Source organism: Rosenbergiella australiborealis, from assembly GCF_018494035.1.
Classification (GTDB): Bacteria; Pseudomonadota; Gammaproteobacteria; order Enterobacterales; family Enterobacteriaceae; genus Rosenbergiella; species Rosenbergiella australiborealis.
This window is the reverse complement of record NZ_JABBFO010000006.1, coordinates 60,482-86,534: the sequence shown is the minus strand read 5'-3', so window position 1 is coordinate 86,534 and position 26,053 is coordinate 60,482. Positions and strand designations below refer to the sequence as shown.

Genomic DNA, 26,053 nt, shown 5'->3' with positions numbered 1-26,053 from the left:
ACGACATTGCTCACATTGCTTCCAGTATTTAGCCAGCCGCGTGCTGGCTTTTTTTTTGTCCAGATATTGTTCATAAAATTTGAATAGAGTGGTGAAGTTTTTCAGCTATTTTTTTGTCGTTAATCTCTTCAAACTATAGAAAACATTGAGGAGGTTTCCATGATTTATATCCGTAAAGCGCAAGAACGTGGCCATGCCCATCATGGATGGTTAGACAGTTGGCATACATTTTCATTTGCTGATTACTATGATCCTAATTTCATGGGATTTTCTGCGCTAAGAGTCATTAACGAAGATACTATTGCGCCCAGCAAAGGATTTGGTACACATCCACATCAAAATATGGAAATTCTGACGTATGTACTTTCTGGCGTGGTTGAACACCAAGATAGTATGGGGAATAAAGAACAGATCCCAGCAGGTGAGTTTCAAATAATGAGTGCGGGCACAGGAGTTCGTCATTCAGAATATAACCCTGACAACCAACAAGCTTTACACTTGTACCAAATTTGGATCATGCCGAACCAGCAAAATATTACGCCGCGTTATGAGCAGCGGAAGTTTGCAGATCAACCTGGTCGTCAGTACATACTGACCCCGGACGCAAGCCAAGGGTCATTAAAGGTTCATCAAGATATGACCTTATCCCGCTGGTTACTGGCTGCAGGAGAAGAGGCTAAATTCGATATTGTGGCTTCCCGTAAGGTATGGATACAAGTCGTTAAAGGCGATATTACGATTAACAATCAAGTATTCACAGATAGTGACGCAGCAGCTATTTGGGATGAAGAAAGTGTCGTCATTTCAGCGAATGAACAGACGGAAATTTTAATTTTCGATTTACCGCCCGTTTAAATCACTCGTAAAGTTATGTGAGACGGCTTACAGATAGCCGTCTCTTTTTTTTGACTGTTAGAAATTGGTGCTATGATACAACACTGTCCACTGACCTATTTCTGAGTGTCATGAAGAAAAAAAGGCCTATATTGCAAGATGTTGCTGATCGCGTAGGGGTAACCAAAATGACGGTCAGCCGTTATCTTCGTAACCCCAACCAAGTATCAGTGCTTCTAGGTGAAAAGATCGCCATTGCGCTTGATGAGCTCGGCTACATTCCGAATCGTGTGCCCGATATGCTGTCAAATGCAACCAGTCGCGCAATTGGTATCTTATTGCCTTCTTTTACCAACCATGTCTTTGCCGATGTCCTACAAGGTATTGAGTCTGTTACAGACCATGTCGGTTATCAAACCTTAGTCGCGCACTTTGGTTATCAACCAGAAAAAGAAGAACGCCAATTGCGTTCACTTCTCGGTTGGAATGTTGATGGCGTGATTTTAACTGAGCGTCAGCATACCCCTGGTACCCTACGTATGCTGGAAGTTGCTGGCATCCCGGTTGTTGAAATGATGGATTCTTCGTCACCCTACCTCGATATGGCGGTCGGGTTCAATAATATTGAGGCTGCCCGGCAGATGACTATCAGCATGGTTGCTCGGGGACATCGTCATGTCGTTTATCTTGGTGCGCGTCTGGATGAGCGGACACTACAAAAAAAAACCGGTTACCTACAAGCGATGGAAGAATCAGGATTAATTCCCCGAACAGTTATGAGCGAGCAACCTTCTTCTTTTAGTACTGGTGGTGAACTCTTAAAAATTGCCCAACAGCGCTATCCTGAGCTTGATGGCCTCTTTTGTACTAATGATGATTTAGCAATCGGTGCGATGTTTGAATGCCAGCGTCAAGGTATTGCTGTTCCCCAACAGGTCGCTATTGCCGGTTTTCACGGCCATGATATTACGGAAAATGTCTCTCCAACCTTAGCGACTGTCGTAACACCACGGAAGAAAATGGGGAGAATTGCCGCAGAAATGTTATTAGCGCGTCTTTCAGGAAGAGGATGTGATGAGTCTTGTATTGATCTGGGCTTTTCCCTGAGATTAGGTGAAAGTATCTAATCATTTTTATGATTGGGTTCACAGTTTAAGCCTTTTATTAACGAATAGATTGCACTTCAACCGACAAGCCATAACAATAGTTATTAAATTGTTATCGGTAACATTGTGAATGACCAAGGTTGGAGTAGATATGACAGAAGCCTCTTCTCAACATTATGTGTTCGTCCTGATGGGTGTCTCAGGCAGTGGAAAATCGGTTGTCGCTAATCAAGTCTCACAAAAGTTGCAGACCGCTTTTCTAGACGGTGACTTTTTGCACCCTCGTTCCAATATTCTAAAAATGGCAGAAGGCCAGCCACTCAATGATGACGATCGTGCGCCGTGGTTGCAGGCTATTAATGATGCCGCCTTTGCGATGCAGCGTACACAAAAAGTCTCTATTATTGTTTGTTCGTCATTGAAAAAAAGCTATCGCGATATTTTGCGTAAAGGAAATCACAATCTTAAATTTATCTACTTAAAAGGTGATTTCGAGACGATAGAAAAACGGTTAAAAGCGCGTAAAGGTCATTTTTTCAAGACGAATATGTTAGTGACTCAATTTGATACGTTGGAAGAACCTAGCCATTCAGAATCCGATGTACTTGTCGTCGATATCAGCCACCCGCTTGATGAGGTCATTGCTGAGACCGTGGCAACGATTAAGAATAATATTCAATAAGGTTGGTCCATGAGCACGGCAACACTCGTTTTAACCGCAGCAGGTTCTGTCGTACTGCTGCTCTTCTTAGTCATGAAAGCGCGTATGCATGCATTTGTCGCGCTAATGTTAGTTTCTGTTGGTGCGGGTATCTTTTCAGGAATGCCGCTCGATAAAATTACGGATACGATGCAAAAAGGGATGGGTGGAACCTTAGGTTTCCTTGCCGTCGTCGTGGCACTTGGAGCCATGTTCGGTAAAATTTTGCATGAGACAGGTGCTGTCGACCAGATTGCCATCCGTATGTTAAATACTTTTGGCGAAAAGCGTTCACATTATGCGATGGGTGCTGCTGGATTTATCTGTGCGCTACCACTATTTTTTGAAGTTGCTATCGTACTGCTTATCAGTATTGCCTTTGCAGTCGCACGTCGTACCAATGACAATATGGTCAAATTAGTCATCCCCCTTTTTGCCGGAGTTGCGGCAGCAGCGGCCTTTGTCTTACCCGGCCCGGCACCTATGCTACTCGCTTCACAGATGCATGCAGACTTCGGTTGGATGATCTTGCTGGGTCTATGTGCGGCGATACCCGGAATGTTAATTGCCGGACCGCTATTTGGTAATTTTATCGCAAAGCGTGTGCAATTTACCTCGCCCGCCGAGGATAGTTTTCCCGAGGTCCCTAAAGACAAGTTGCCTTCATTTGGTTTTAGTCTTTCATTGATTCTTTTTCCCTTGATTTTGGTTGGTTTGAAAACGATTGCCGCCAATTTTATTGATAAAGGAAGTCGCCTGTATCAGTGCTTTGAGTTTATTGGCCATCCTTTTATTGCCATTTTAATTGCGGTATTACTGACTATCTATGGTCTAGCCTATCGGCAGGGAATGGATAAAACACGAGTGATGAGAATTTGTGGCGAAGCACTTCAGCCAGCAGGTATCATTTTATTGGTGATCGGCGCAGGCGGTGTATTTAAGCAGGTGTTGGTTGATTCTGGCGTAGGTCCAGCTCTTGGGCATTCTTTGACCGGATTAGGATTACCAGTTGCACTCTCTTGTTTCATCTTGGCGGGAGTGGTTCGTATCATCCAAGGCTCGGCAACAGTAGCTTGTCTCACTGCTGTCGGCTTGATTATGCCGGTGATTGAACCACTCCACTACAGTGGAGCACAGCTTGCCGCGCTTTCAATTTGTATCGGGGGTGGGTCGATTATTGCCAGTCATGTTAATGATGCCGGTTTTTGGTTATTTGGCCGTTTTACAGGTGCGACTGAGATCGAAACGTTAAAGACTTGGACGATGATGGAAACAATTCTCGGGGTTACCGGTGGGATTATCGGTATGATAGCGTTTACGCTGCTTTCATAATCAGTAGGGTCGAGAATTCGACCCTTTTTTTCAAAGTTTTAGATAGGAGCGAATTCCATCTAAGAACATTTGCGTCGCAATCATTATCAAAATAAGTCCCATCAATCGTTCTAATGCATTGACTCCCTTTGATCCGAGAATACGTAAAAAAAGACCTGAGAGCATCAAAATAGCTGCCGTAATTCCCCATGCGATAAAGAGTGCAATAACGAGCATCTTCATATCACCGGGATATTGATGTGACATCAGCATCAACGTAGCGAGTAATGAAGGGCCAGCTAACAATGGAATAGCGAGAGGAACGAGAAAAGGCTCTTCACCTGCCGGTAAACCGGAGGTAGTTGTTTCAGGAGAGGGAAAAATCATCTTTATAGCAATTAAAAACAAGATAATTCCGCCGGAGATTGATACCGATTCGGCTCTTAAATTAAGAAATGCGAGTATTTTTTCGCCAGTAAATAAAAACAGTAACATAATGATTAACGCGATAAGCAGTTCACGTATGATGATCGCTCTCCGGCGCTTCGGATCAATATGTTTTAACACTGACATAAAGATGGGTAAATTACCCAGTGGATCCATAATTAAAATCAGTAATACTGAGGCGGAAAAAAGTTCGGTCATGACGATGGGTAATCCTTGCAGGCAGTCAGTATTAGTCGGACGATAAATTAATCACGCAATATCGATTTTTTTCACTTGCTAGTATGTCCAGTTTTTGTAGAGTTGAATAGTATCATTCCCGTAGGTGGGAGTGCAGACATATCCGTCTCTCGGTTATGTAGCATATTTATTATTACAGCAGGCACATCATGAAAAATGTAGGGTTTATCGGGTGGCGTGGCATGGTCGGTTCAGTGCTGATGTCACGTATGATTGAAGAAAATGATTTTTCCGTCATTAATCCAATCTTTTTTTCGACTTCACAGCATGGTCAGCCAGCCCCTGCCTTTGCCGGACATCATCAAGGGACGTTACAGGATGCTTTTGATATCGAGGCTCTGACAAGTCTCGATATTATCGTTACCTGTCAGGGTGGCGATTATACCAGCGATGTTTATCCTCGCTTACGTGAGGCAGGTTGGCAAGGTTATTGGATTGATGCGGCATCCACATTACGTATGGCAGATGATGCCATCATCATTCTTGATCCGGTAAACCAATCCGTGATTGAAGAAGGCATTAACCGTGGTATAAAAACCTTTGTTGGAGGTAACTGTACGGTAAGTTTGATGCTTATGTCGCTAGGAGGGTTATTCACACAAAACCTGGTTGAATGGGCATCTGTGGCGACTTATCAGGCAGCATCAGGCGGTGGGGCGCGTCATATGCGTGAACTGCTTACTCAAATGGGGATGATCCACAATCATGTCGCTACATCATTGCAAGATCCTGCCTCGGCAATTTTAGAAATTGAACGTAGTGTGACTGATTTTACACGCTCAGGCACGTTACCTACTGATAATTTTGGTGTTCCATTGGCTGGAAGCCTCATTCCTTGGATAGACAAGCAGCTATCTAATGGTCAAAGTAAAGAGGAATGGAAAGGGCAGGCTGAAACCAACAAAATTCTCGCGACACCAAATATTATTCCGGTTGATGGACTTTGTGTCCGTGTAGGTGCACTACGTTGTCATAGCCAAGCATTTACCCTTAAGTTGAAAAAGGATATTCCTCTTACCGAGATTGAGCAAATGTTGGGGGCTCATAATCCGTGGGTAAAAGTAATCCCTAACGACCGAGAATTAACAATGCGTGAACTAACGCCTGCTGCAGTGACTGGAACACTGTCGACGCCAGTCGGACGTCTACGTAAGTTAAATATGGGGCCAGAGTACCTTTCAGCCTTTACGGTCGGGGACCAGCTTCTCTGGGGGGCGGCGGAACCTTTAAGAAGAATGCTACGTCAATTGGTTGGATAAATGAAGAAACCGGGCTTTGCCCGGTTTTGGCCAACTATCGATGTATCTCTATTCCTGAGTGACTATCGCTAAGTAACGCAGGCAGATGCTGCTCTAACCACTGGCTAATCTCAGCCTGTTTGTCTGCCGATAACCACATCCCTTGTTTCGTTCTACGCCAAAGGGCATCTTCAGCAGTACGTACCCATTCATATTTGACGAGATAACGTAGTTCAGCTTCGTAAAAATGGTGGCCAAAATGTTGGCCTAACTGCTCTAGGCTGGTAATGCCTTGGAGGAGTTTGTCGGTGTCACTCCCATAGGTATTCGCGTAGTGATGGGACATTTCCGTTGTGAGAAAAGGGTAACGTTTACGTAGATGCAGGCTGAATGCCTCACGCGTTCCTGTGAAATGCCCACCTGGTAAGACACACTGTTTGGTCCATGCGGGTCCGATATTCGGGTAATATTTGGCTAATCTATCCAGCGCATGCTCAGCTAACTTACGATAAGTTGTTAATTTTCCGCCAAATACAGAAAGTAAAGGTGCTTGTCCCTGTTCATCGTGGACATCTAAGGTATAGTCACGGGTAATCGCTTGTGGGGAATCTGATTCGTCATCGCAAAGGGGGCGAACTCCCGAATAGCTCCATACGATATCTGTCTTACTTAACGGTTGTTTAAAATATTGGTTATATACTTTAAGTAGGTATTCTATTTCGTGTTCGTCGATGTTAACTGCCAGCGGATCACCGTGGTACTCGACATCTGTCGTTCCAATAATTGAGAATGCCTCCATCCACGGAATAATAAAGACGATGCGATTATCTTCGTTTTGCAGAATATAGGCTTGTTTCTCATCATGAACTTTGGGAACAACAATATGACTCCCTTTGATCAACCTAATCCCATAGGGGGATTTCATCGTGAGTTGGTTATCAAAAAGAGCTTTAACCCAAGGTCCCGTAGCATTAACCAAACCTTTTGATTGCCAGTGTAATTGTTCACCCGTCTCGCTATCTTCAGCAGTGACATGCCATAAACCCTTTTCACGCCAAGCTCGAGTTACACGTGTTCGAGTACGAACTTCGCCCCCTTTTTCTATGACTTTTTGTGCATTAATGACTACCATACGCGCGTCATCTATCCAGCAATCTGAATACTCAAATCCTTGGGTTATCTCAGAGTTTAATACCGATTGAGCACCAAATTTGATACGTTGACTAGCAGGTAAACGGTTACGTTTACTAAGATGGTCATACATAAACAGTCCGGCGTGAATCATCCAAGCTGGACGCAAGTGCGGGCGGTGGGGTAAGCGAAATCGCATGGGGAAGGCGAGTTGTGGCGCCATATTCAATAAGATTTCTCGTTCAGCCAGCGCTTCACTGACTAAACGAAATTCATAATGTTCGAGATAACGTAAACCACCGTGAATCAGTTTTGAACTTGCAGAGGAGGTGGCACAAGCCAAATCGTTCGCTTCCAACAGCAAAACGGATAAACCACGTCCGGCTGCGTCAACGGCGATCCCCGCACCATTGATGCCACCGCCGATCACAATTAGGTCTTTGGTTTCCACGTCGATACCTCATTTAATGATGTTCGTTTGCGAAAATATAATAATCGAAATCAAACATGCTTGCCAATATTTGATCCTAGAAATACTGGCAAGCGTGATAGGGCTAACACTTATGCTGGTGCGAATGTTTAATCGCGTTGCGTAAAGGGTTAATCGTGGCTCAATTACAGGTACAATATAGAAAACCTGTAAATATTGTTGAGAGTCGTTATGGATACCTACGAATGCATTGATGTGCTGGCTGCAGAAAAATACCTACAAGAAGGGGCGCGTTTGGTGGATATCCGCGATCCGCAAAGTTTTGAACAAGCCCATATTCGAGGGGCGTTTCATCTGACCAATGGTTCGCTGAATCAATTTGTTGAAGAGAGTGATTACGACCAACCTGTCTTGGTGCTTTGTTACCATGGAAACAGTAGCAAGGGTGCAGCACAATATTTGATTAATCAAGGTTTTGACCGAGTTTATAGTGTAGATGGGGGCTTTGATGCATGGTATACCCGTTTTCCCGATCAAGTTGTTAAAGAGACCTAATCCCCCTTTATACGAGGTTTTGAAGTTATTATGATTCGAGTCACAGAGTTTACAAACCCGCGGATGGCCTACGCATTTGTTGATTACATGGCGACGCAGGGTATTACGCTGCATATAGAGCAACAGGAGAATTATGTCGTGTTGCTCAAAGATGAACAGAAAATAGACGATGTTCAGGCAGCATTACAGCAATTTATTCGTGATCCTTCCCATCCACGCTATCTTGCAGCGAGCTGGCAGAGTGGCCGTGCCGGGACTCGCCTTGGGTACCCCAAAGCGGAGATATGGCGCAATATTAAAGATCGTGCTGGGCCATTAACATTGAGCGTCATGGCAATCGTGGTGGTGACTTATCTATTATTAATGTTTGTAGGTCAACAGCCCATTTTTTATTGGCTAAGTTGGCCGGCAAATAGTCAGCAAGGTTTTGAAATTTGGCGCTGGGTTAGCCATATTTTCCTCCATTTTAGCCTACTACAAATTGTCTTTAACTTGATGTGGTGGTGGTACTTAGGGGGAGCGATAGAGAAGCGTTTAGGTAGTGGTAAACTATTCGTTATTACGGTGATCTCAGCGCTATTGTCCGGTTGGATGCAGGCTAAGTTTAGTGGTATTTGGTTTGGTGGGCTTTCAGGGGTAGTTTATGCATTAATGGGTTATAGCTGGTTGCGTGGTGAGCGAGATCCTGAAAGTGGTATCTATTTAGAACGTGGTCTTATTGTTTTTGCTTTACTCTGGTTAGTCGTGGGTTATTACGGTGTTTTTGGTAATCCTATGAGCAATATGGCCTATATTGTTGGTCTAGTGATTGGATTGGTAATGGCTTTTGTTGATAGTCAAAATCAGCTCAAAAGGCACAAGTAAGGAGTGTCCATGAAACAGACACAGAGACACGATGCCATTATTGAACTGGTTAAGCATCAGGGATACGTGAGCACTGAAGAATTGGTTGCGTTTTTTGCTGTGACACCACAAACCATTCGTCGTGATCTCAATGAGTTGGCGGAGAAAAATCTAATCCAACGTCATCATGGTGGCGCAGCCTTACCCTCAAGTGCTGAAAATACGGATTGGCATGATCGTAAAATGATGCATTCCACTGCGAAAATCCGTATAGCAACGAAAGTGGCGCAGCAAATTCCGGATGGTTCGACGCTATTTATTGATATTGGTACGACACCTGAAGCGGTCGCTTATGCATTGATGGGGCATCGTAACCTACAGATTGTGACGAATAATCTTAATGTCGCCCAACTTATGATGGCAAAGACGGATTTTCGAGTCATTATTGCCGGCGGAATGGTAAGAGCGAGTGATGGGGCTATTGTTGGTGAAGCAACGCTAGATTTTATATCACAGTTTAGACTCGACTTTGGGGTTATCGGCATTAGTGGTATTGATGAAGCGGGTACTATGCTTGAGTTTGACTACCACGAAGTCCGTACTAAACGTGCGATCGTCGAGAATTCGCGTTGTGTCATGTTGGTGACTGATAGCTCCAAATTTGGCCGTAAGGCTATGGTAAGTTTAGGGGGAATGGAGATGGTTGATTTTTTATTCACAGATAAACAGCCGCCGAAAAACATCCTCAGTTTACTTACTAAGCATAAGGTACAACTTGAGTTATGTTGATGAATCTGCCCGAAACTACGGGCAGATCCTGATGGCTTAATAATAAGAGTGATCACCACGTTGGTGTTCAGTCAAATCACGTACACCTTTTAGTTCAGGGAAGGTTGCTAATAGCTCTTTCTCAATCCCTTCTTTGAGTGTGACATCGACCATCGAGCAACCATTACATCCGCCGCCAAACTGTAAAATCGCATAGCCTTCAGGTGTAATTTCCATTAACGAAACTTTTCCGCCATGACTAGCAAGTTGTGGATTGATTTGCGCTTGTAATTGATACTCAACACGCTCGATCAACGGCGCATCATCGGACACCTTACGCATCTTCGCGTTCGGGGCTTTTAGTGTCAGTTGCGAGCCTAAATTATCGGTAACGAAATCAATCTCGGCGTCATCCAAATAGGGTGCACTTAGCTCGTCAACGTAGGCGGTAAGATATTCATATTTGAGTTCTTTATCAGTGCTTTCTACCGCATCTGGCGGGCAATAAGAGACACCGCACTCGGCTGTCGGAGTACCGGGATTAATGACAAATACTCGGATTTGAGTTCCAGGTTCTTGCTTAGTGAGCAATTTCGCGAAATGTTGTTGGGCTGTATCAGTTATATGGATCATAAGACATCGCTCAATGTTATCTATGTTAACAGTCATCTTACGCGCATCACTGGCTCTCTACAAGGTACGGCACAGGCACCATATTTGTATGCTTGCCACTTGTCGTTGCTGAAGTTGATAAGCAATTGCCTTTGCAGTTGCTCCGGTGGTGACCACATCATCGACCAGTGCAATATGATACCCACGAAGATCCGCCGTGGCCTCGTACACCTGTTCTAAATTACTCTGCCTTCCAGCTTTATCTAAGGTATGTTGATTAACAGTTACTTTTGTGCAACGTATCGCATCTGGCCAATAGCGACAAGAAAGCCAACGTGCTAGAGGCTGAGCGAGCAGTTCACTTTGATTGAAGCCTCGTTGTCGAAGTCGTTTGGGGTGTAAAGGTACGGCCAGAAAACAATCTGGTTTTGGCCACTGATAGGCCCGACGATAACGAAGATAGTTTAGTAAAATTAATCTTGATAGTGTCGGAGCAAGTATTGTCTGCGAAGAAAACTTAAATTGGTGTAGCAGTTTACTGAGCGGAGGTAGGTAGTCGGCGGCGGTCAGTATGCCATGCCACAGACTCGGTGTTTTCTGACACTGGGAACAAGAGTCGCATACTGATTCACTGGGCAGTGCACAATTAAGACAGCGGGGCTTGTCTAAGCGTAGTTTTTGTTCACACCAGTAACAAATACCGACGGAAGTATGCCAGACGGGCAGTAGACATATCCAACATGCGCTTTTGATTGTTAACATAGGTGAGATACCTGTTGGAGAAAAGAGCATATGACCATCTATAAAGAAAAAATTGGAGAGGGAAATCAATCAATTGTGCTGTTACACGGGTGGGGATTGAATTCTCAGGTGTGGGATTTCATTTTAGCGCCACTTAGCCCTCATTTTTCCATCACATTGATCGATTTACCCGGTTATGGCCGAAGTCAGCCCAGTGCCGTGCTCAGTCTTGAGGCAATGGCTAGTGAAATTGCTCAACATATCCCAGAGAAGAGTATTCTACTCGGGTGGTCGTTAGGAGGGCTCGTTGCGACTCAGTTAGCTCTTGATTTCAAAAATAAGGTCGAAAAACTGATTCTTGTCGCCTCTTCTCCTTGTTTTAGCGAGCAAGACGGGTGGCCCGGTGTTCGCTCACAGATATTGGCGGCTTTTCAGGAACAACTGACGACTGAATTTAGGCGTACGATAGAACGCTTTATTGCGTTACAAAGTTTGGGCACGACGAATGCCTCGTTAAATACGAAAAAACTAAAGCAAGCCGTGATCAATCAACCACAAGCATCATTAGCCGTGCTCAATCAAGGATTATCCATTTTACAACAGAGCGATTTGCGTGAGAAATTAGCGGATATTGAAGTGCCGACATTACGTCTTTACGGAGCCTTAGATAGCTTAGTTCCGAGGAAAAGTATTCCGCTGACGGATGCTTTATGGCCGAATAGCCAAGCGGTAATTATTGAGCAAGCAGCGCATGCCCCTTTTATTTCTCATCCTGCTCTTTTTTGTAAAGCTCTCCTAAAATTTATTGATTAGCATAGTTAATAAATATTTAATGAAATAGTTCTTATAATAATTATTAGCGAATACAACAACTAGGAGAAAATTATGCAGCAATTGATCAATGTTATTGCCTATATAACGGCTAAACCTGGCAGCGAAGCGGTTGTCGAGAGTGCGCTAAAAACGGCCGAGAAAGCGGTACAATCTGAAGCTGGGTGCCATTCATACGTGTTAACTAAGGATATTCAACAAGAAAATCGTTATGTCATGTTGGAGCGCTGGGAAAATCAAGAGGCGTTAGACGTACATATGCAGCAAGCCCCTTTTAAACAACTGGTTGCTGAGATTGAGGGTTTAGCGACACTGGAAGTTGTACTGACCAAAAAAGTCGGCGATCTTTAAATATAAATCCTGCCGATAGGCAGGATTTAATAAGACTACTTTTTCTTCAATGCGGCGGCAAGTGCATCTCCCATAACGCTATTACTTTGTGCGGTTGATTGCCGTCCAAGTTGACGTGATGGCTTAGTTTGCGTTTTTTCTGTCACCGGGCTGCGCCGAGTCGATGCTTCTCCGGGCTGTTCATCAAGCCGCATAGTTAAGGCGATACGTTTCCTTCCTAGATCAATCTCAAGCACTTTTACCTTCACTATCTCGCCAGTTTTAACCACTTCGTGTGGATCGCTGACAAAACGGTTAGCCAGTGAGGAGATATGAACTAAACCATCCTGATGGACGCCAATATCGACAAAGGCACCAAAATTAGTGACATTTGTCACGGTTCCTTCGAGAATTAATCCAGGAGTGAGGTCATCTAGAGTTTCAATCCCTTCAGCAAAAGTTGCCGTTTTAAATGCTGGACGGGGATCACGTCCGGGTTTCTCAAGCTCTTTAAGAATATCGCTGACTGTGGGGAGACCAAAACGGGCATCGGTAAACTGCGAGGCTGATAAGGCACGAATAGCGGTACTATTCCCCATCAATGAGGAGAGCGGTTCGTGAGTTTCTGCAATAATCCGCTCTACCACCGGATAGGCTTCTGGGTGAACAGTCGAAGCATCTAAAGGATTATCGCCTTGGTTGATGCGCAAAAATCCCGCACATTGTTCAAAGGCTTTTGGGCCTAAGCGGCTCACCTTGAGCAGTTGTTGACGATTCATAAAGCGACCATTGTCATCCCGCCATTGCACAATATTTTGTGCAATCATACGACTTAATCCCGCCACTCGGGTCAATAAAGGCACGGAGGCGGTATTCAAATCTACGCCCACGGCGTTAACACAGTCTTCGACGACAGTATCTAGCTTTTTCGCTAATTGAGTTTGGCTGACATCATGCTGATATTGGCCAACACCGATCGATTTAGGATCTATTTTTACTAACTCAGCGAGTGGATCCTGGAGGCGGCGGGCGATCGATACTGCGCCACGCAGTGAAACATCCAGTGTTGGAAATTCCAATGCGGCGAGTTCTGAGGCCGAATAAACGGATGCTCCAGCCTCACTAACAATGACTTTTTCTGCTTTAACGTTAGGGTATTGTTTCTTTATATCAATGAAGAAACGCTCGGTTTCCCGTGAAGCGGTACCATTACCAATAGCCACTAGCTCAACGTTATACTTTTGGCAAAGCATCGCGACTGCCGCGGCAGCTTTAGCTGCTTGACCTGTGTGGGGATAAACAGTGTCGGTTGCGACTAATTTACCCGTAGCATCAACGACCGCAACTTTAACGCCTGTGCGTAATCCCGGATCGAGCCCCATTGTTGCACGCATCCCCGCCGGTGCTGCCATCAACAGCGCGTGTAAATTACGGGCAAATACGTCAATAGCCTCAAGTTCTGCATGCTCGCGTAACGTACTCATCAATTCAGTTTCTAAATGAAGGAGTATTTTGATCTTCCATGTCCAGCTAATGACGGATTTACGCCAAGTATCACCGGGTGCATTGGCGAGTTGAACCTGAAGATGTTCACTCACTAACATTTCACCGTAGCTCTCTTTTGGTGCCTCCTCAACCTGCGGGTCGGGATTCAGAGATAGCTGCAGAATGCCTTCATTACGTCCGCGTAACATCGCGAGTGCGCGATGAGAAGGGGTGGACGCTAAAAGTTCATGATGGTCAAAATAGTCACGAAACTTTGCTCCTTCATCCTCTTTACCCGGTACAACTTTTGACACGATATGAGCATTTTTCCACAAATAGTGGCGAATTTTAGCTAATAAAGAGGCATCTTCTGCAAAGCGCTCCATTAAAATATAGCGTGCACCATCTAAAGCGGCCCGTGTATCGCCGATACCTTTATCTTCATTGACGTAGTCAGCAGCCACTAATTCAGGGGTTAGGTTAGGGGAGGTCCATAGCAGTTCGGCCAGTGGCGCTAAGCCAGCTTCAATAGCAATTTGCCCACGTGTCCGGCGCTTAGGTTTATAGGGTAAGTAGAGATCTTCAAGTTCGGTTTTACTCAACACAGACTCAATTGAACTGGCAAGTTCGTCGGTCAATTTTCCTTGCTCTGAAATGGAGCTAAGAATGGTTTGTCGGCGTTCATCGAGTTCGCGTAAGTAGGTTAAACGCGTTTCTAATTGACGTAGCTGGGTATCATCGAGTCCTCCCGTTACCTCTTTACGGTAGCGGGCGACAAAGGGAACCGTATTACCGTCATCAAAAAGTTTTATTGTGGCATCCACTTGTTCGATGCGGACTTGTAATTCGTTAGCAATGATTTGACTTAGCGGCTTTTTCATTGTGGCTCGTAGCGATTTAATAAGGTAAATTTTCTGACAGTTATACGGCGATGCTCTGTGAATTTCCAGTCTAGGTGTAAGATTAAGGATTTTCCTGAGCGGTATCGGGATAAGTGATAGCATTGATATACCAGACTGCTGGGCCTGATGGTGTCTGAACGGTCGCGCTATCTCCCACTTCTTTTTTTAACAGCGCCCTAGCCATCGGTGAGTCGATCGAGATATAGTCGTTACGTCCGAAAATTTCATCGTAACCTGCTATCCGAAAGGTCAAAGTCTCTCCGTCATCGTTTTCAATTTCAACGTGTGCACCGAAGAATACTTTACCTTCTTGTTGCGGTGAATAATCCACAATACGCAATGTCTCAAGGCTTTTACGCAAATAACGGACTCGGCGATCAATTTCTCGTAGACGCTTTTTATTATACTGGTAATCCGCATTTTCACTGCGATCGCCCAAACTGGCTGCCCACGTTACTTTTTTAGTGACTTCTGGACGTTCTTCTCGCCAAAGTTGGTCGAGCTCTTTTTTCAACTTGTTGTAACCTTCACGAGTGATAAGTTGGGTTTTCACAGGGTTTCCTCTATCACCTATAGTTATATCTTTACTTAACATACTGTTTAATATGCTTTGTAACAATTTCAGTAAGAATATAAACCAATAAAATTTGTCACTGTAAGTATTATTTTTAAAAATAGCATGGCTGGCGATAATGCCTTTGGGAGTCTTTAGAATGCAGGAAAATTACAAAGTTTTAGTGGTCGATGACGATATGCGTTTACGGGCGCTTTTGGAAAGGTATCTCACCGAGCAAGGATTCCAAGTGCGTAGCGTAGCAAATGCTGAGCAGATGGACCGTTTGCTAACCCGTGAGTCTTTTCATCTTATGGTGCTGGACTTAATGCTACCCGGGGAAGATGGGTTATCTATCTGTCGCCGTTTACGCAGCCAGAGTAATCCAATGCCGATCATTATGGTTACTGCAAAGGGCGAAGAAGTTGATAGGATTGTTGGGTTAGAAATCGGTGCTGACGATTATATTCCAAAGCCGTTTAACCCACGAGAATTATTAGCACGTATTCGCGCAGTCTTGCGTCGGCAAGCCAATGAGCTACCTGGTGCCCCCTCTCAGGAGGAAGCTGTCATCACTTTTGGTAAGTTTAAGCTCAATCTTGGTACCCGCGAAATGTTTCGTGAAGATGAGCCTATGCCGTTGACCAGCGGTGAATTTGCAGTGCTCAAAGCCTTGGTGAGCCATCCTCGAGAGCCATTATCCCGCGATAAGCTAATGAACTTAGCACGTGGCAGAGAGTACAGTGCGATGGAGCGTTCTATTGATGTACAAATTTCAAGATTAAGAAGAATGGTCGAAGAAGATCCAGCTCATCCCCGTTATATCCAAACGGTTTGGGGCTTGGGGTATGTGTTTGTTCCTGATGGCAGTAAAGCATGAAGAAACTCCGCTTCTCTCCGCGCAGCTCTTTTGCGCGGATGTTGCTGCTGATTGTTTCACTTCTTTTTGTAAGCTTAGTGACCACGTATTTAGTGGTTCTTAACTTTGCGATATTACCCAGTCTACAGCAGTTTAATAAAGTGCTCGCTTATGAAGTCAGGATGCTCATGACGGATAAGCTGCAACTTGAAGATGGTACCCAGTTAGAAGTACCGCCTGCTTTTAGACGTGAGATATACCGTGAATTAGGAATTTCACTCTATACTAATTCCGCAGCTGAAGAGAGTGGTCTACGCTGGGCGCAGCACTATACGTTTTTGAGCGAACAAATGGCACATCAACTCGGTGGTCCGACAGATGTTCGAGTTGAAGTGAATAAGAAGACCCCTGTTGTATGGTTAAAGACGTGGTTATCACCGGATATATGGGTAAGAGTTCCTTTAACTGAAATTCATCAAGGTGATTTTTCCCCTCTCTTTCGTTACACCTTAATGATCATGCTGTTGGCGATTGTTGGGGCATGGCTCTTTATTCGGATGCAAAACCGACCGTTAGTCGCACTGGAGCACGCCGCCTTGCAAGTTGGTAGAGGACAAATTCCGCCACCGCTAAGAGAATATGGTGCTTCTGAGGTTCGGTCTGTAACTCGAGCCTTCAATCAAATGGCTTCGGGCGTTAAACAATTAGCGGACGATCGTACACTGTTGATGGCTGGTGTGAGCCACGATCTTCGTACCCCATTAACGCGGATTCGCTTAGCCACGGAAATGATTGGGGCAGACGAACAATATTTAGCAGACTCGATAAATAAAGATATTGAAGAATGTAACGCCATTATTGAGCAGTTTATTGACTACCTCCGTACCGGACAAGAAATTCAAAAAGAGCGGGTAGATTTGAATACGGTGTTGGGTGAAGTCGTTGCTGCAGAAAGCGGCTATGAACGAGAGATTGATAGTCAAGTGACGAGCGATGAGATATTACTTGATATCAATCCGCTGGGTATCAAGCGCGCGGTGGCTAACATGGTGGTGAATGCTGCCCGTTATGGAAATGGCTGGATCCGAGTCAGCAGTGGCCGAGAACTGGATCGCGCCTGGTTTCAAGTAGAGGATGATGGTCCGGGTATCGACAAAGAAGAGATTACCCATCTCTTACAACCTTTTGTTCGTGGTGACAGTGCCAGAACGACCAGCGGTACGGGGCTTGGTCTGGCTATTGTACAACGGATTATCGACGCCCATCAGGGAGAGTTAAGTTTTGATGTGAGTGAAAGGGGCGGCTTGAAAATTAGAGCTTGGTTGCCGTTGCCTACGCATAAGCAATCCTCTGTTATTGAAAATGTATAACCCGTTATTGCGCCACCTATTTTTCAGGTGGCGCAGTCTTGGTCATGATGACGGTAGTTGTGGTCCTGCACTGACCAAGGCTTTTCCCACCTCGGTATCGGTATAAGGCGCAAAATGATCGATAAATTGCTGTGCTAATTGCTTAGCTTTAGTTTCCCAGTCACTAGCACGACTCCAACTCGACCTCGGGTCGAGAATTCTGGAATCAAGGCCTTCTACCTGTTTCGGGAATTGCAGATTGAAAATAGGCAATGTATGGCATTCTGCGTTATCCAGCTCATCGTTCAATATTGCATTGATCAGAAGGCGTGTATCTTTCAGTGAAAGCCGATTGCCCTGCCCATTCCATCCTGTATTGACTAAGTACGCTTTTGCACCGCTATTCTGCATTCTTTTAAGCAATACTTCTGCATAGCGTGTGGGGTGTAATGTTAGGAAGACTGCACCAAAACAGGCAGAAAATGTGGGCGTTGGTTGTTTTATTCCGCGCTCGGTGCCTGCAAGTTTTGCGGTAAAACCGGACAGGAAATGGTATTGCGTCTGTTCGGGAGTCAAAAGTGAAACAGGTGGAAAAATACCAAATGCATCAGCAGTTAAAAAAATGACTTTTTTTGCATGACCCGCTTTAGATGTCGGGCGAACAATGTTGTCGATATGCGTGATAGGGTAAGATACACGGGTATTTTCAGTTTTGCTGTCGTCGCTAAAATCGATACTACCATCACTGTTCAGAACGACGTTTTCAAGTAGCGCATCGCGTCTAATAGCCTTGTAAATTTCCGGCTCGGCCTCTTGGGAAAGATTAATCGTCTTTGCGTAACACCCTCCCTCAAAATTGAATACGCCATCGTCATCCCAGCCATGCTCATCATCACCGATCAGTTTACGTTTAGGATCGGTCGATAGGGTTGTTTTACCTGTACCCGATAATCCAAAAAAAACGGCGACATCACCTTTTTCACCGACATTTGCTGAACAGTGCATAGAAGCAATATTTTGGAGGGGTAAGAGATAATTCATGATAGAGAATAGCCCTTTTTTCATTTCCCCCCCGTACCAAGTACCACCAATAAGTTGCATCCGTTCGGTTAAATTAAAAGCAATGAAATTTTCTGAATTTAGACCTTGAGCGTGCCAGTCTGGGTTATGGCATTTAGCACCGTTTAATACAACAAAGTTGGGCTCAAAAACGGCAAGCTCTTCGGCATTTGGTATGATGAACATATTGGTGACAAAGTGTGCTTGCCAAGCAACTTCAGTTACAAACCGAACACTGAGTCGCGTTTCTGGATTAGCGCCACAAAAAGCGTCGACGACGAACAAACGCTTTTCTGAAAGTTGATGACAGAGTAACTGTTTGAGATGTTGCCATATTTGCGGGGAGAGAGGCTGGTTTGCATTCTTTGCCGCACTCGTATCATTCCACCACACGGTATGTTCCGTGGTGGCATCACGCACAATATATTTATCTTTAGGTGAACGACCCGTGAATATACCAGTATCTACCGCGACAGCACCAGATTGAGTGACGATACCTTTTTCAAGTCCAATAAGGTCTGGCGAGGTTTCTTCCGTGAAGAGCTGAGCGTAGGTTGGGTTATGGATGATTTCGGTTGAACCAGTAATGCCGAGAGCACTGAGATCGGGAAGTGGGCGGCTGGATGACATGAGGCGGGACTCCTTCCATAAGTGATGGCTGAACAAAGATACATCGATGTCAGAAAAGTGTACCTTGAATCTTCAGAGGGAAAAGAAAGGAGAGAGTAAAGTGTGAGCAAAGTTAAATTAAGGCATAAAAATCGACAAACATGTCAGGAAGGATTAGCCCAAGTAAGCGGGGATAGCCCCCGCTACTCGTCTATCTAGTGAATTGATGAGTTATTAAGCGGTACGTCGTTACGAATATTATCAACATCTACGGCATCGTAGACATAATGACTCCCGCAGTAATCACAATGCATATCAATGTTACCGTCTTCAGCTAAAATTTTATCAATTTCATCGGCAGCAACAGTCTTCAATATTTCGCCACAGCGTTGTCGGGAACAACTACATTTAAATTGTACGACCTGAGGCTCATAAATAGTCACTTCTTCTTGATGGAATAAACGCCATAAGATGTCATTAGCGGGTAAATTTATCAGCTCTTCTTCTGTGACGGTTGTCGCCAGAGTCGCTAAGTGGGTGAGCGCCTCGCTATCTTTATCTTCACTTGGTAGGACTTGAAGCAAGATCCCTGCTGCACCTTGCTCATTATGGCGAATGACTAACCGGGTAGGGAGCTGCTCTGAGCGCAAGAAGTACTCTTCAATGCATTCGGAGACAGTCGGTTTGTCTAAGGCAACAATACCTTGATAACGTTCACCTTTTGCTGGAGTAATGGTGATGACAAGGTAGCCTTGACCTAACATCTGCGCTAAGGTTGCTTCTTCTTCGATTTCAGCACGAACGCGCGCAACGCCTCTCAATTCTTGCTTATGGTTACCATTGATGACAGCCATCGCTAGAGGACCATCACCTTGTAACTGCACGGTAATATCACCTTCAAATTTTAATGTCGCGGTCATTAAACTTGTAGTGACTAACATTTCTGCCATCAGTTTTTTGACCGCAGAAGGGTATTCGTGGCCTTCAATAATAGCTTTCAGTGTATGGCTGACATTGACCAATTCACCACGGACGGCGACATCCGCAAATAAATAACGATGAAGGTAATCTTGAACGGACATAATTTTTCTCTTTAGGGCGTGTTACTCACCCGTTATTTTAAATTTAATTAAATCACGGCGCTCTTTTTTATCAGGGCGACGATCAGGGTGCGGCATAGTTAGTGAGTTCATCTTCCGGGCTAATGCAATGGACTCGCGTTTGGCGATGCTCTCTTCCGTTTCTTGGTAAAGTAGCTGCGCTTCGGTGGCACTACGGCGATGTTCGCTAAGAGATAGGACGATGAGGGTACGTAGATCATTACCTTGCCTGACTTGCACCGTGGCACCAAGCTCTACCCACTTACTTGGCTTACTTCGCTGGCCATTATACTGAACCTTTCCCCCCTCGATCATCGTTCTTGCAATCGCTCGTGTCTTATAAAAGCGTGCAGCCCAAAGCCATTTATCGAGCCTGACTTTATCGATGGATGAGTGTGTCTGTGTCTGCATGCGTGCCTCCTGGAGACAAACTAACATAAGCTTAGCAGTAAGACTTAACCTTAACCATCATTCTTTAGGGCGTAGAAGGAGTGGCGAGGCTTCTGAGAGGGATGCCTCGTAGTCCTGTTTAATACGTGGATAACGTGAAAAATTGGATCGCAGTCGATGGATACCGAGCAGGGTGTTGGCCACAATTAATACGATTAAACAGACTAAAAATAGCGTAGTCACAACATAACGCCATAAAGCATGGGTATTAGGTTGCTGATGAACGACGACATGCAGCGTACCTTGGTCATCGCGTTGTAACGAGGTAATGATTCCTGAAAGCGAGAATGGTGTGTTCAAAAGTTGAGCTGAAATGCGTTGTAATTCTTTCCACTGTGTTGCCGGTTCTAAGTCGAAGAGAGAGGTTTCTGGTTGTTCTTGATCGACGAGTAACTGTCCCTGACCATTGATGAATAGGTAGCCATTACGGGGTAAATGACTGAGTGTCTCAACCATTTTTCGGGTTTCTTTGCTCATAAATGTCGTGGTGGCGACATTTACCAAGTTTGTTAAATTCTGTGCACTATTAGGTCGTAGTAGAACGTTTAATCCATCGAGTTTTCCCGATTTTGCTTGCTCAACTAACATTGGCCAATCTTTCGCATTCTCAAGATTCACCAACGCGCTTTTTAAACGGGGGCAGTCTTGGCTTGTTGCACATAATTGAGCGGTTTTTAATACAATATCAGAGAAATTGTTCAGTAGTATCATTCCTGACTTTTGTATTGCTGAGGCAAGCTGAGGATTTAGCCCTTTAAGATCATTATTATCGGGATCGAGTTGTCGAGACGTTGTAGCAAGTAAGGCTTGAGTTTTCTCAATAATGGGGGAAGGCGGCAACGTGTTCGATAAGTGCGTATTCCAATAGATCGCTGAACAATCAAAAGGTAAAAAATCGTAAGTGCGGTTACTTTGGTAGGTCTGAGGAACAATACATCGCCCTGAACCTTTTATATCGATGACATCGCCTACATGCAGGGTATGTTGTGTAAGTTGGTCGATATCGGTCACGGTGACGCGTTGTTCCCCTTGCAGGCGGGCCAGAGCAATTTTGAATGAAATTCCTGTTGGTAGCCAGCTCGTTGTCATGATGAGGATCAGGAGTGACCCAACGGCTAGGGTCAGATTGTGCCGCCAGTTTTGTAACGGGAATTTTTTCACTTCATGAGTGAGGGAAAGTAAGGGGCCGTGTTGTACCACACGGTTTTGTTCATCCACTTCGATAATTGTTTCTTGTCCGATATCTTTTTGAATATAGGGATACCAATGTTCTGGATAATGCAAGTCCAGAATACCCAAGGAGAGATTCTGCTGCTTGGGGTTAGCTTCACCAAAAAGTCCCCACGGCCTTAACCGTCCACGCATTGTCCTGATTTCTTGTAAATGGCCGCGTGGCGGGCGACGATACATCAGCCATAAGCACGGCAATATAATCAAAAAACTGGCCAGTAAGATCCAAGGCATAAATTTCAGCGGCGTAAGCAAACTACAGAAAATAAGCAAGAGGGCACAGCAGAGTATAAGCGCTTCACTGATATTATTTGCGTGAGTTAAAGCATATTCTTCAACTGTTTGACGACGAACATTTAAGATGGCAACACGTTCGCTAGTCTCTTTACGAATGGAGGTATCTGTGGTCGTACTTGGTGGTATCTGCGTACTGCTACTATTCAAGTCATCGAGCAAGTGGTGCCCATTTAATGTAATCACCAATGGTGATTGATTGGTATACACCAATTCGATCGTGTTATCAGCGGTGATAAAAGGTTGCCCATTTGGGGGCAGATGAATTTCAATGGCGTCGAGGTAATAACGGTTCAGTTCAGGAACACTGGTAGACAAGCTATAGTGTGTGATTGAATGATTGAGGGTATAGACTGATTTATCACGCAGTGTGCAAGTATTACGAGCCAGATTTAATTTAGATAATAGCCGCTCAGTAAAGCTAATTGGCGAGCGTTGTCGCTGGGCTAAGTAAGTACGACAGAGTGTTAGCTCAGCGTCGGTAAGTGGTCGCTGGTGGTGAGCATTCAATTCTTGGTGTTGCGAGCGTAGATGTTTTTTGGGTAGCAGTATTTTTGTCCAGATAAAAAGCACACAAAACAAAAGTACAAGTAATAAAAAAATAAGAACACTCATGCGTTACCCGGAGCAAAGAAGTGATGAGCCTCATGGCTAGTAATCTATATTGATGTCAACGATACCTACCAAGAAAAACGATGAATTGAATAATCGGCGTTATCCTGTATCAATCTAGTATCGCAGAACATAATAATAAATCAGGATAATCTTATTATTCACTGACTGAAAATATATTTTTACGATATGCCACGACAAAAAATTACGCTGGTTGCCTTTCTCTGGCTATGTTTCAATAGCGCGATACTTTTCATCCTTACGAGGTAAACTATGCCTTCGCTAAAAAAACCGCAAATATTGCGTATCAATGATGTAGCGAGCTCACGTCTGTTTACTATTCAATCTGTTCAGCTTCGCTTTAGTAACGGCGTTGAGCGCATTTATGAGCGTATGAAGCCAGCAGGTCGTGAAGCAGTGATGATCCTCGCACTTGACGGCGATCATGTTTTAATGATCGAAGAGTATGCCGTGGGGATAGAAGGATACGAACTAGGTTTTCCTAAAGGACTTATCGATCCCGGAGAGACGCCTGAGCAGGCGGCGATACGAGAATTGAAAGAAGAGGTTGGAATGGGCGCTTCACAGCTTACCGCCCTCGGCCAAGTGACAATGGCCCCTTCGTATTTTTCCAGTCGAATGCACATTTTGGTTGCTGAAAAGCTCTACCCTGAATGGCTTGAAGGAGATGAGCCAGAACCCCTAAAAATCCATCGCTGGCCTCTGGCTGAATTGATTCATTTGCTGGAACACCCACAGTTTCAAGAAGCGAGAAATGTGAGTGCTATGTTTTTATTACGAGAATGGCTATCTAAACACACAGGATTTTCTCATCTTCTGGGTCACGCGGGTTAATATATTAACCCGCGTATACCGCTAGAATAAGTCTTGGCTTTGTGAACCAGAACCTATTGTTGTACTCGTTTCCTGTACCGAAAACTCTTTCGGTTCAGTCCCCGTAATGAAGTATTCCGGCCGACTGTTGGCACCACCGTGTGATAATTTACCTGTAGTTCTATCGATAGTCACAGTCGTGATCCCATCAGGTGGTGTGAGTGGTTGTAAAGGTACACCTTGTAGTGCAATTTTCATAAAATCATCCCAAGCAGGTTGGGCGCTTTTTGCCCCCCCTTCATAGCCGGATATTTGGTCGGGAATCGTACCTGAAACCGTAGTCCGACCCAAGGCATGAGTAGGGTTATCGAAACCGATCCAGACTGATGTGGCAATTCCAGGGCCATAACCGGAAAACCATGCATCTTTCGAGTTATTGGTTGTCCCCGTTTTACCACCGATATCATTCCGTTGTAGATCGCGACCTGCACGCCATCCGGTACCTTGCCAACCGGGTTCTCCGAAGATATTGGAATTCATCGCACTTTTAATTAGAAAAGAGAGCTGAGTACTGATGACATGAGGAGCGTAGGGATCATTATTAGCCGTATTGTTGACAGTTTGTAGTTCTGTTTGTGGTGCGCCACTAGGGATCGGTTGTTCCGCATGGGCGACATTTTCAACTTTTTCATCGTCTAATTGCGTCAAATCTTGAGTGCTTGTATAGAGAGTCGGTAACTGGCATTCAGGACAGGCAATTTTAGGGACCTCTTGAAATAATACTGTTCCCTGTTGGTCAGTAATTTTACTGATTAGCCAAGGATCAACTTGGAATCCCCCATTGGTCAATATTGCATAGCCGCGCACAACCTGCATTGGTGTGAAAGAAGCTGCGCCTAATGCTAATGATTCGGTATGAATAATATTTTGCTCAGGGAAGCCAAAGCGCAGTAAGTATTTGGCTGCATAATCAACCCCCATCGCTCGCATAGCTCGTACCATTACCACATTTTTAGAGAGACCAAGCCCTTCGCGTAAGCGCATTGGACCTGCATAAACATTGGGTGAGTTATGTGGCTGCCAGTCAGTACCGGCCCCCGCATCCCACCGCGAGATCGGTAAATCATTCAAAATAGTGGCTAAAGTTAGCCCTTTATCCATCGCCGCGGTGTAGAGGAAAGGCTTAATATTTGAACCAACTTGACGTAACGCCTGCGTAGCGCGATTAAACATACTTTGTGAGAAGTCGAATCCTCCTACTAACGCTTTTATCGCACCAGTATGCGAGTCCAACGAAACAAGCGCGGAGTTGACTTGAGGAACTTGGGCTAACCACCATTCTTGGCCTACCGCTCTTACCCAGATTAATTGTCCTGCAGCCAATACCTGGCTAACGCTACGTGGAGTTGGGCCTTGTAAATCATCACTTTTAAAAGGTCTAGCCCATTTTACGCCTGACAGCGTTAAGGTCTGAGTTGTGCCATCTTTAAGTAATACTTGTGCTGAGTCACTCTCCGCGCGTTGTACTACGGCAGGAATAAGCGGCCCATATGTTGGGTAGGTCGCTAGTGTCTTAATGATCTTGTTTTGATCCCAGTCAGGTTGTCCTAAGTGCCATAGAACCTTTGTTGGCCCGCGGTAACCATGTCTAATATCATAGTTTAGAACATTGGTAACTACTGCGTTTTGTGCTCCCTCTTGTAGGGTTCGCGTAATGGTCGTTGTGACCTGATATCCATCGTTGTAAGCGTTATCGCCATAACGTTTAACCATTTCTTGTCGTACCATTTCACTAATATAGGGAGCGGTAAATGCCACTTGCGGGCCATGATACTGTGAGACCAATGGTTCGTTTATTGCTTGATTATATTGTTGTTGAGTAATGTATTTCTGATCTAGCATCCGTCCTAATACGACATTACGTCGAGCCACTGCACGGGTATGCGAGTAGAGTGGATTGAAAGTAGAAGGCGCTTTAGGCAAACCGGCAATCATTGCCATCTGGCTTAAACTTAGCTCATTGATATCCTTACCAAAATAGACATGTGCTGCCGCCCCCACTCCATAAGCCCGAGAGCCGAGGTAAATTTTATTAAGATAAAGATCGAGTATTTGGTCTTTAGTGAAGAGCTGTTCGATACGGATTGCGAGAAAGGCCTCTCTGATTTTACGTATTAATGTTTTTTCGGGTGAGAGGAAAAAATTACGGGCTAGTTGCTGAGTAATTGTACTTGCACCTTGGGAAGCTCTTCCGGAAAAAATAGCTATTGATGCAGCCCTAAATATTCCTATCGGATCAACCCCGTGATGTTCATAGAACCGACTATCCTCAGTGGCAATGAATGCATGAATCATGTCCGGTGGAATTTGCTGTAAAGTCAGTGGGATACGACGCTTTTCTCCAAATTGCGCGATCAATTCACCGTCGGCACTGTAGACCTGCATCGGCGTTTGCATCTTGACATCTTTAAGGGTGTTTACGTCGGGTAATTGAGGTTCAATATATTTATATAACCCGTAAATAGAGCCTACTCCCAAAAAAATGCAGCAAACGAACAATATGAATAAATATTTTAAGAACTTCACCTAAACTCTCTCACTCG

24 protein-coding genes are annotated in these 26,053 nt (G+C 44.7%); 13 read left to right on the top strand and 11 right to left on the bottom strand.

Annotated elements, in window-relative coordinates:
* Positions 1-159: 159 nt before the first annotated feature.
* The 4 genes from HGT73_RS08105 (at position 160) to gntU (ending at position 3,972) form a co-directional block, all read left to right on the top strand.
* Complete coding sequence (locus HGT73_RS08105; RefSeq protein ID WP_214213489.1) at positions 160-855, top strand: pirin family protein; 696 nt, start codon at positions 160-162, stop codon at positions 853-855.
* Between the two features lie 110 nt (positions 856-965).
* On the top strand, positions 966-1,961 hold the full coding sequence (gene gntR, locus HGT73_RS08100; RefSeq protein ID WP_214213487.1) for a gluconate operon transcriptional repressor GntR: 996 nt from the start codon (positions 966-968) through the stop codon (positions 1,959-1,961).
* Positions 1,962-2,091: 130 nt separating this feature from the next.
* The gene (gntK, locus tag HGT73_RS08095; protein ID WP_214213484.1) at positions 2,092-2,622 is read left to right on the top strand and encodes a gluconokinase; all 531 of its coding nucleotides are present in this window, start codon (positions 2,092-2,094) and stop codon (positions 2,620-2,622) included.
* 9 nt (positions 2,623-2,631) lie between these two features.
* Positions 2,632-3,972, top strand: coding sequence for a gluconate transporter (gntU, locus tag HGT73_RS08090; protein ID WP_214213482.1), 1,341 nt, complete (start codon positions 2,632-2,634; stop codon positions 3,970-3,972).
* A 30-nt stretch (positions 3,973-4,002) separates the two neighbouring features.
* Here gntU and HGT73_RS08085 read toward each other — a convergent pair whose 3' ends face one another.
* Complete coding sequence (locus HGT73_RS08085) at positions 4,003-4,596, bottom strand: YhgN family NAAT transporter (RefSeq protein ID WP_214213480.1); 594 nt, start codon at positions 4,594-4,596, stop codon at positions 4,003-4,005.
* 188 nt (positions 4,597-4,784) lie between these two features.
* Between HGT73_RS08085 and asd the strand changes: the two genes are divergently transcribed.
* Positions 4,785-5,894 (top strand): aspartate-semialdehyde dehydrogenase, encoded by a 1,110-nt coding sequence (gene asd, locus HGT73_RS08080; protein ID WP_214213478.1) that lies wholly within the window; start codon positions 4,785-4,787, stop codon positions 5,892-5,894.
* Between the two features lie 34 nt (positions 5,895-5,928).
* On the opposite strand, the gene glpD is transcribed toward asd, so the two are convergent.
* Complete coding sequence (gene glpD, locus HGT73_RS08075) at positions 5,929-7,455, bottom strand: glycerol-3-phosphate dehydrogenase (protein WP_214213476.1); 1,527 nt, start codon at positions 7,453-7,455, stop codon at positions 5,929-5,931.
* Between the two features lie 210 nt (positions 7,456-7,665).
* Between glpD and glpE the strand changes: the two genes are divergently transcribed.
* From glpE to HGT73_RS08060, 3 genes are read left to right on the top strand one after another with little or no spacing between them, the layout of a single operon-like run.
* Positions 7,666-7,989: a thiosulfate sulfurtransferase GlpE gene (glpE, locus tag HGT73_RS08070; RefSeq protein ID WP_214213474.1), complete on the top strand. Its 324-nt coding sequence runs from the start codon at positions 7,666-7,668 to the stop codon at positions 7,987-7,989.
* A 33-nt stretch (positions 7,990-8,022) separates the two neighbouring features.
* Positions 8,023-8,853, top strand: coding sequence for a rhomboid family intramembrane serine protease GlpG (glpG, locus tag HGT73_RS08065; RefSeq protein ID WP_214213694.1), 831 nt, complete (start codon positions 8,023-8,025; stop codon positions 8,851-8,853).
* Positions 8,854-8,862: 9 nt separating this feature from the next.
* Entirely contained in the window at positions 8,863-9,621 is a 759-nt protein-coding gene (locus HGT73_RS08060) for a DeoR/GlpR family transcriptional regulator (protein ID WP_214213467.1), read from the top strand.
* Positions 9,622-9,657: 36 nt separating this feature from the next.
* On the opposite strand, the gene nfuA is transcribed toward HGT73_RS08060, so the two are convergent.
* Together nfuA and HGT73_RS08050 are read right to left on the bottom strand one after the other, a co-directional pair.
* A complete protein-coding gene (nfuA, locus tag HGT73_RS08055; protein ID WP_214213465.1) occupies positions 9,658-10,233 on the bottom strand; it encodes a Fe-S biogenesis protein NfuA in 576 nt (191 codons plus the stop codon).
* A 57-nt stretch (positions 10,234-10,290) separates the two neighbouring features.
* Complete coding sequence (locus tag HGT73_RS08050; protein WP_214213463.1) at positions 10,291-10,974, bottom strand: hypothetical protein; 684 nt, start codon at positions 10,972-10,974, stop codon at positions 10,291-10,293.
* Positions 10,975-11,004: 30 nt separating this feature from the next.
* Here HGT73_RS08050 and bioH point away from each other — a divergent pair, with 30 nt between their 5' ends.
* Together bioH and HGT73_RS08040 are read left to right on the top strand one after the other, a co-directional pair.
* Positions 11,005-11,766 (top strand): pimeloyl-ACP methyl ester esterase BioH, encoded by a 762-nt coding sequence (bioH, locus tag HGT73_RS08045; protein ID WP_214213461.1) that lies wholly within the window; start codon positions 11,005-11,007, stop codon positions 11,764-11,766.
* Positions 11,767-11,838: 72 nt separating this feature from the next.
* Positions 11,839-12,135, top strand: coding sequence for a putative quinol monooxygenase (locus tag HGT73_RS08040; RefSeq protein WP_214213458.1), 297 nt, complete (start codon positions 11,839-11,841; stop codon positions 12,133-12,135).
* 35 nt (positions 12,136-12,170) lie between these two features.
* On the opposite strand, the gene HGT73_RS08035 is transcribed toward HGT73_RS08040, so the two are convergent.
* On the bottom strand, positions 12,171-14,480 hold the full coding sequence (locus HGT73_RS08035; RefSeq protein WP_214213456.1) for a Tex family protein: 2,310 nt from the start codon (positions 14,478-14,480) through the stop codon (positions 12,171-12,173).
* Positions 14,481-14,562: 82 nt separating this feature from the next.
* Positions 14,563-15,054 (bottom strand): transcription elongation factor GreB, encoded by a 492-nt coding sequence (gene greB / locus HGT73_RS08030; RefSeq protein WP_214213411.1) that lies wholly within the window; start codon positions 15,052-15,054, stop codon positions 14,563-14,565.
* A 160-nt stretch (positions 15,055-15,214) separates the two neighbouring features.
* Here greB and ompR point away from each other — a divergent pair, with 160 nt between their 5' ends.
* On the top strand, positions 15,215-15,934 hold the full coding sequence (ompR, locus tag HGT73_RS08025; protein ID WP_048912907.1) for an osmolarity response regulator transcription factor OmpR: 720 nt from the start codon (positions 15,215-15,217) through the stop codon (positions 15,932-15,934).
* On the top strand, positions 15,931-17,283 hold the full coding sequence (envZ, locus tag HGT73_RS08020; protein ID WP_214213409.1) for a two-component system sensor histidine kinase EnvZ: 1,353 nt from the start codon (positions 15,931-15,933) through the stop codon (positions 17,281-17,283). The genes ompR and envZ overlap by 4 nt, the downstream gene beginning before the upstream one ends.
* Before the next feature lie 42 nt (positions 17,284-17,325).
* On the opposite strand, the gene pckA is transcribed toward envZ, so the two are convergent.
* The 4 genes from pckA to HGT73_RS08000 form a co-directional block, all read right to left on the bottom strand.
* A complete protein-coding gene (gene pckA / locus HGT73_RS08015; protein ID WP_214213407.1) occupies positions 17,326-18,951 on the bottom strand; it encodes a phosphoenolpyruvate carboxykinase (ATP) in 1,626 nt (541 codons plus the stop codon).
* A 194-nt stretch (positions 18,952-19,145) separates the two neighbouring features.
* Positions 19,146-20,012: an Hsp33 family molecular chaperone HslO gene (gene hslO / locus HGT73_RS08010; protein WP_214213405.1), complete on the bottom strand. Its 867-nt coding sequence runs from the start codon at positions 20,010-20,012 to the stop codon at positions 19,146-19,148.
* A 21-nt stretch (positions 20,013-20,033) separates the two neighbouring features.
* Entirely contained in the window at positions 20,034-20,441 is a 408-nt protein-coding gene (gene hslR, locus HGT73_RS08005; RefSeq protein ID WP_214213403.1) for a ribosome-associated heat shock protein Hsp15, read from the bottom strand.
* Between the two features lie 57 nt (positions 20,442-20,498).
* Positions 20,499-22,619, bottom strand: coding sequence for an IgaA/UmoB family intracellular growth attenuator (locus HGT73_RS08000; RefSeq protein WP_214213400.1), 2,121 nt, complete (start codon positions 22,617-22,619; stop codon positions 20,499-20,501).
* 270 nt (positions 22,620-22,889) lie between these two features.
* Here HGT73_RS08000 and nudE point away from each other — a divergent pair, with 270 nt between their 5' ends.
* The gene (nudE, locus tag HGT73_RS07995; RefSeq protein WP_214213398.1) at positions 22,890-23,471 is read left to right on the top strand and encodes an ADP compounds hydrolase NudE; all 582 of its coding nucleotides are present in this window, start codon (positions 22,890-22,892) and stop codon (positions 23,469-23,471) included.
* 21 nt (positions 23,472-23,492) lie between these two features.
* Here nudE and mrcA read toward each other — a convergent pair whose 3' ends face one another.
* Positions 23,493-26,036: a peptidoglycan glycosyltransferase/peptidoglycan DD-transpeptidase MrcA gene (gene mrcA / locus HGT73_RS07990; RefSeq protein ID WP_214213396.1), complete on the bottom strand. Its 2,544-nt coding sequence runs from the start codon at positions 26,034-26,036 to the stop codon at positions 23,493-23,495.
* Between the last annotated feature and the right edge of the window lie 17 nt (positions 26,037-26,053).

Excerpts from the sequence above, each read along its gene's own strand:
- HGT73_RS08105 (WP_214213489.1), top strand. The coding sequence starts at position 160 with ATGATTTATATCCGTAAAGCGCAAGAACGTGGCCATGCCCATCATGGA.
- gntR (WP_214213487.1), top strand. The coding sequence starts at position 966 with ATGAAGAAAAAAAGGCCTATATTGCAAGATGTTGCTGATCGCGTAGGG.
- gntK (WP_214213484.1), top strand. The coding sequence starts at position 2,092 with ATGACAGAAGCCTCTTCTCAACATTATGTGTTCGTCCTGATGGGTGTC.
- gntU (WP_214213482.1), top strand. The coding sequence starts at position 2,632 with ATGAGCACGGCAACACTCGTTTTAACCGCAGCAGGTTCTGTCGTACTG.
- HGT73_RS08085 (WP_214213480.1), bottom strand. The coding sequence starts at position 4,596 with ATGACCGAACTTTTTTCCGCCTCAGTATTACTGATTTTAATTATGGAT.
- asd (WP_214213478.1), top strand. The coding sequence starts at position 4,785 with ATGAAAAATGTAGGGTTTATCGGGTGGCGTGGCATGGTCGGTTCAGTG.
- glpE (WP_214213474.1), top strand. The coding sequence starts at position 7,666 with ATGGATACCTACGAATGCATTGATGTGCTGGCTGCAGAAAAATACCTA.
- HGT73_RS08060 (WP_214213467.1), top strand. The coding sequence starts at position 8,863 with ATGAAACAGACACAGAGACACGATGCCATTATTGAACTGGTTAAGCAT.
- nfuA (WP_214213465.1), bottom strand. The coding sequence starts at position 10,233 with ATGATCCATATAACTGATACAGCCCAACAACATTTCGCGAAATTGCTC.
- HGT73_RS08050 (WP_214213463.1), bottom strand. The coding sequence starts at position 10,974 with ATGTTAACAATCAAAAGCGCATGTTGGATATGTCTACTGCCCGTCTGG.
- bioH (WP_214213461.1), top strand. The coding sequence starts at position 11,005 with ATGACCATCTATAAAGAAAAAATTGGAGAGGGAAATCAATCAATTGTG.
- HGT73_RS08040 (WP_214213458.1), top strand. The coding sequence starts at position 11,839 with ATGCAGCAATTGATCAATGTTATTGCCTATATAACGGCTAAACCTGGC.
- HGT73_RS08035 (WP_214213456.1), bottom strand. The coding sequence starts at position 14,480 with ATGAAAAAGCCGCTAAGTCAAATCATTGCTAACGAATTACAAGTCCGC.
- ompR (WP_048912907.1), top strand. The coding sequence starts at position 15,215 with ATGCAGGAAAATTACAAAGTTTTAGTGGTCGATGACGATATGCGTTTA.
- envZ (WP_214213409.1), top strand. The coding sequence starts at position 15,931 with ATGAAGAAACTCCGCTTCTCTCCGCGCAGCTCTTTTGCGCGGATGTTG.
- pckA (WP_214213407.1), bottom strand. The coding sequence starts at position 18,951 with ATGTCATCCAGCCGCCCACTTCCCGATCTCAGTGCTCTCGGCATTACT.
- hslO (WP_214213405.1), bottom strand. The coding sequence starts at position 20,012 with ATGTCCGTTCAAGATTACCTTCATCGTTATTTATTTGCGGATGTCGCC.
- hslR (WP_214213403.1), bottom strand. The coding sequence starts at position 20,441 with ATGCAGACACAGACACACTCATCCATCGATAAAGTCAGGCTCGATAAA.
- HGT73_RS08000 (WP_214213400.1), bottom strand. The coding sequence starts at position 22,619 with ATGAGTGTTCTTATTTTTTTATTACTTGTACTTTTGTTTTGTGTGCTT.
- nudE (WP_214213398.1), top strand. The coding sequence starts at position 22,890 with ATGCCTTCGCTAAAAAAACCGCAAATATTGCGTATCAATGATGTAGCG.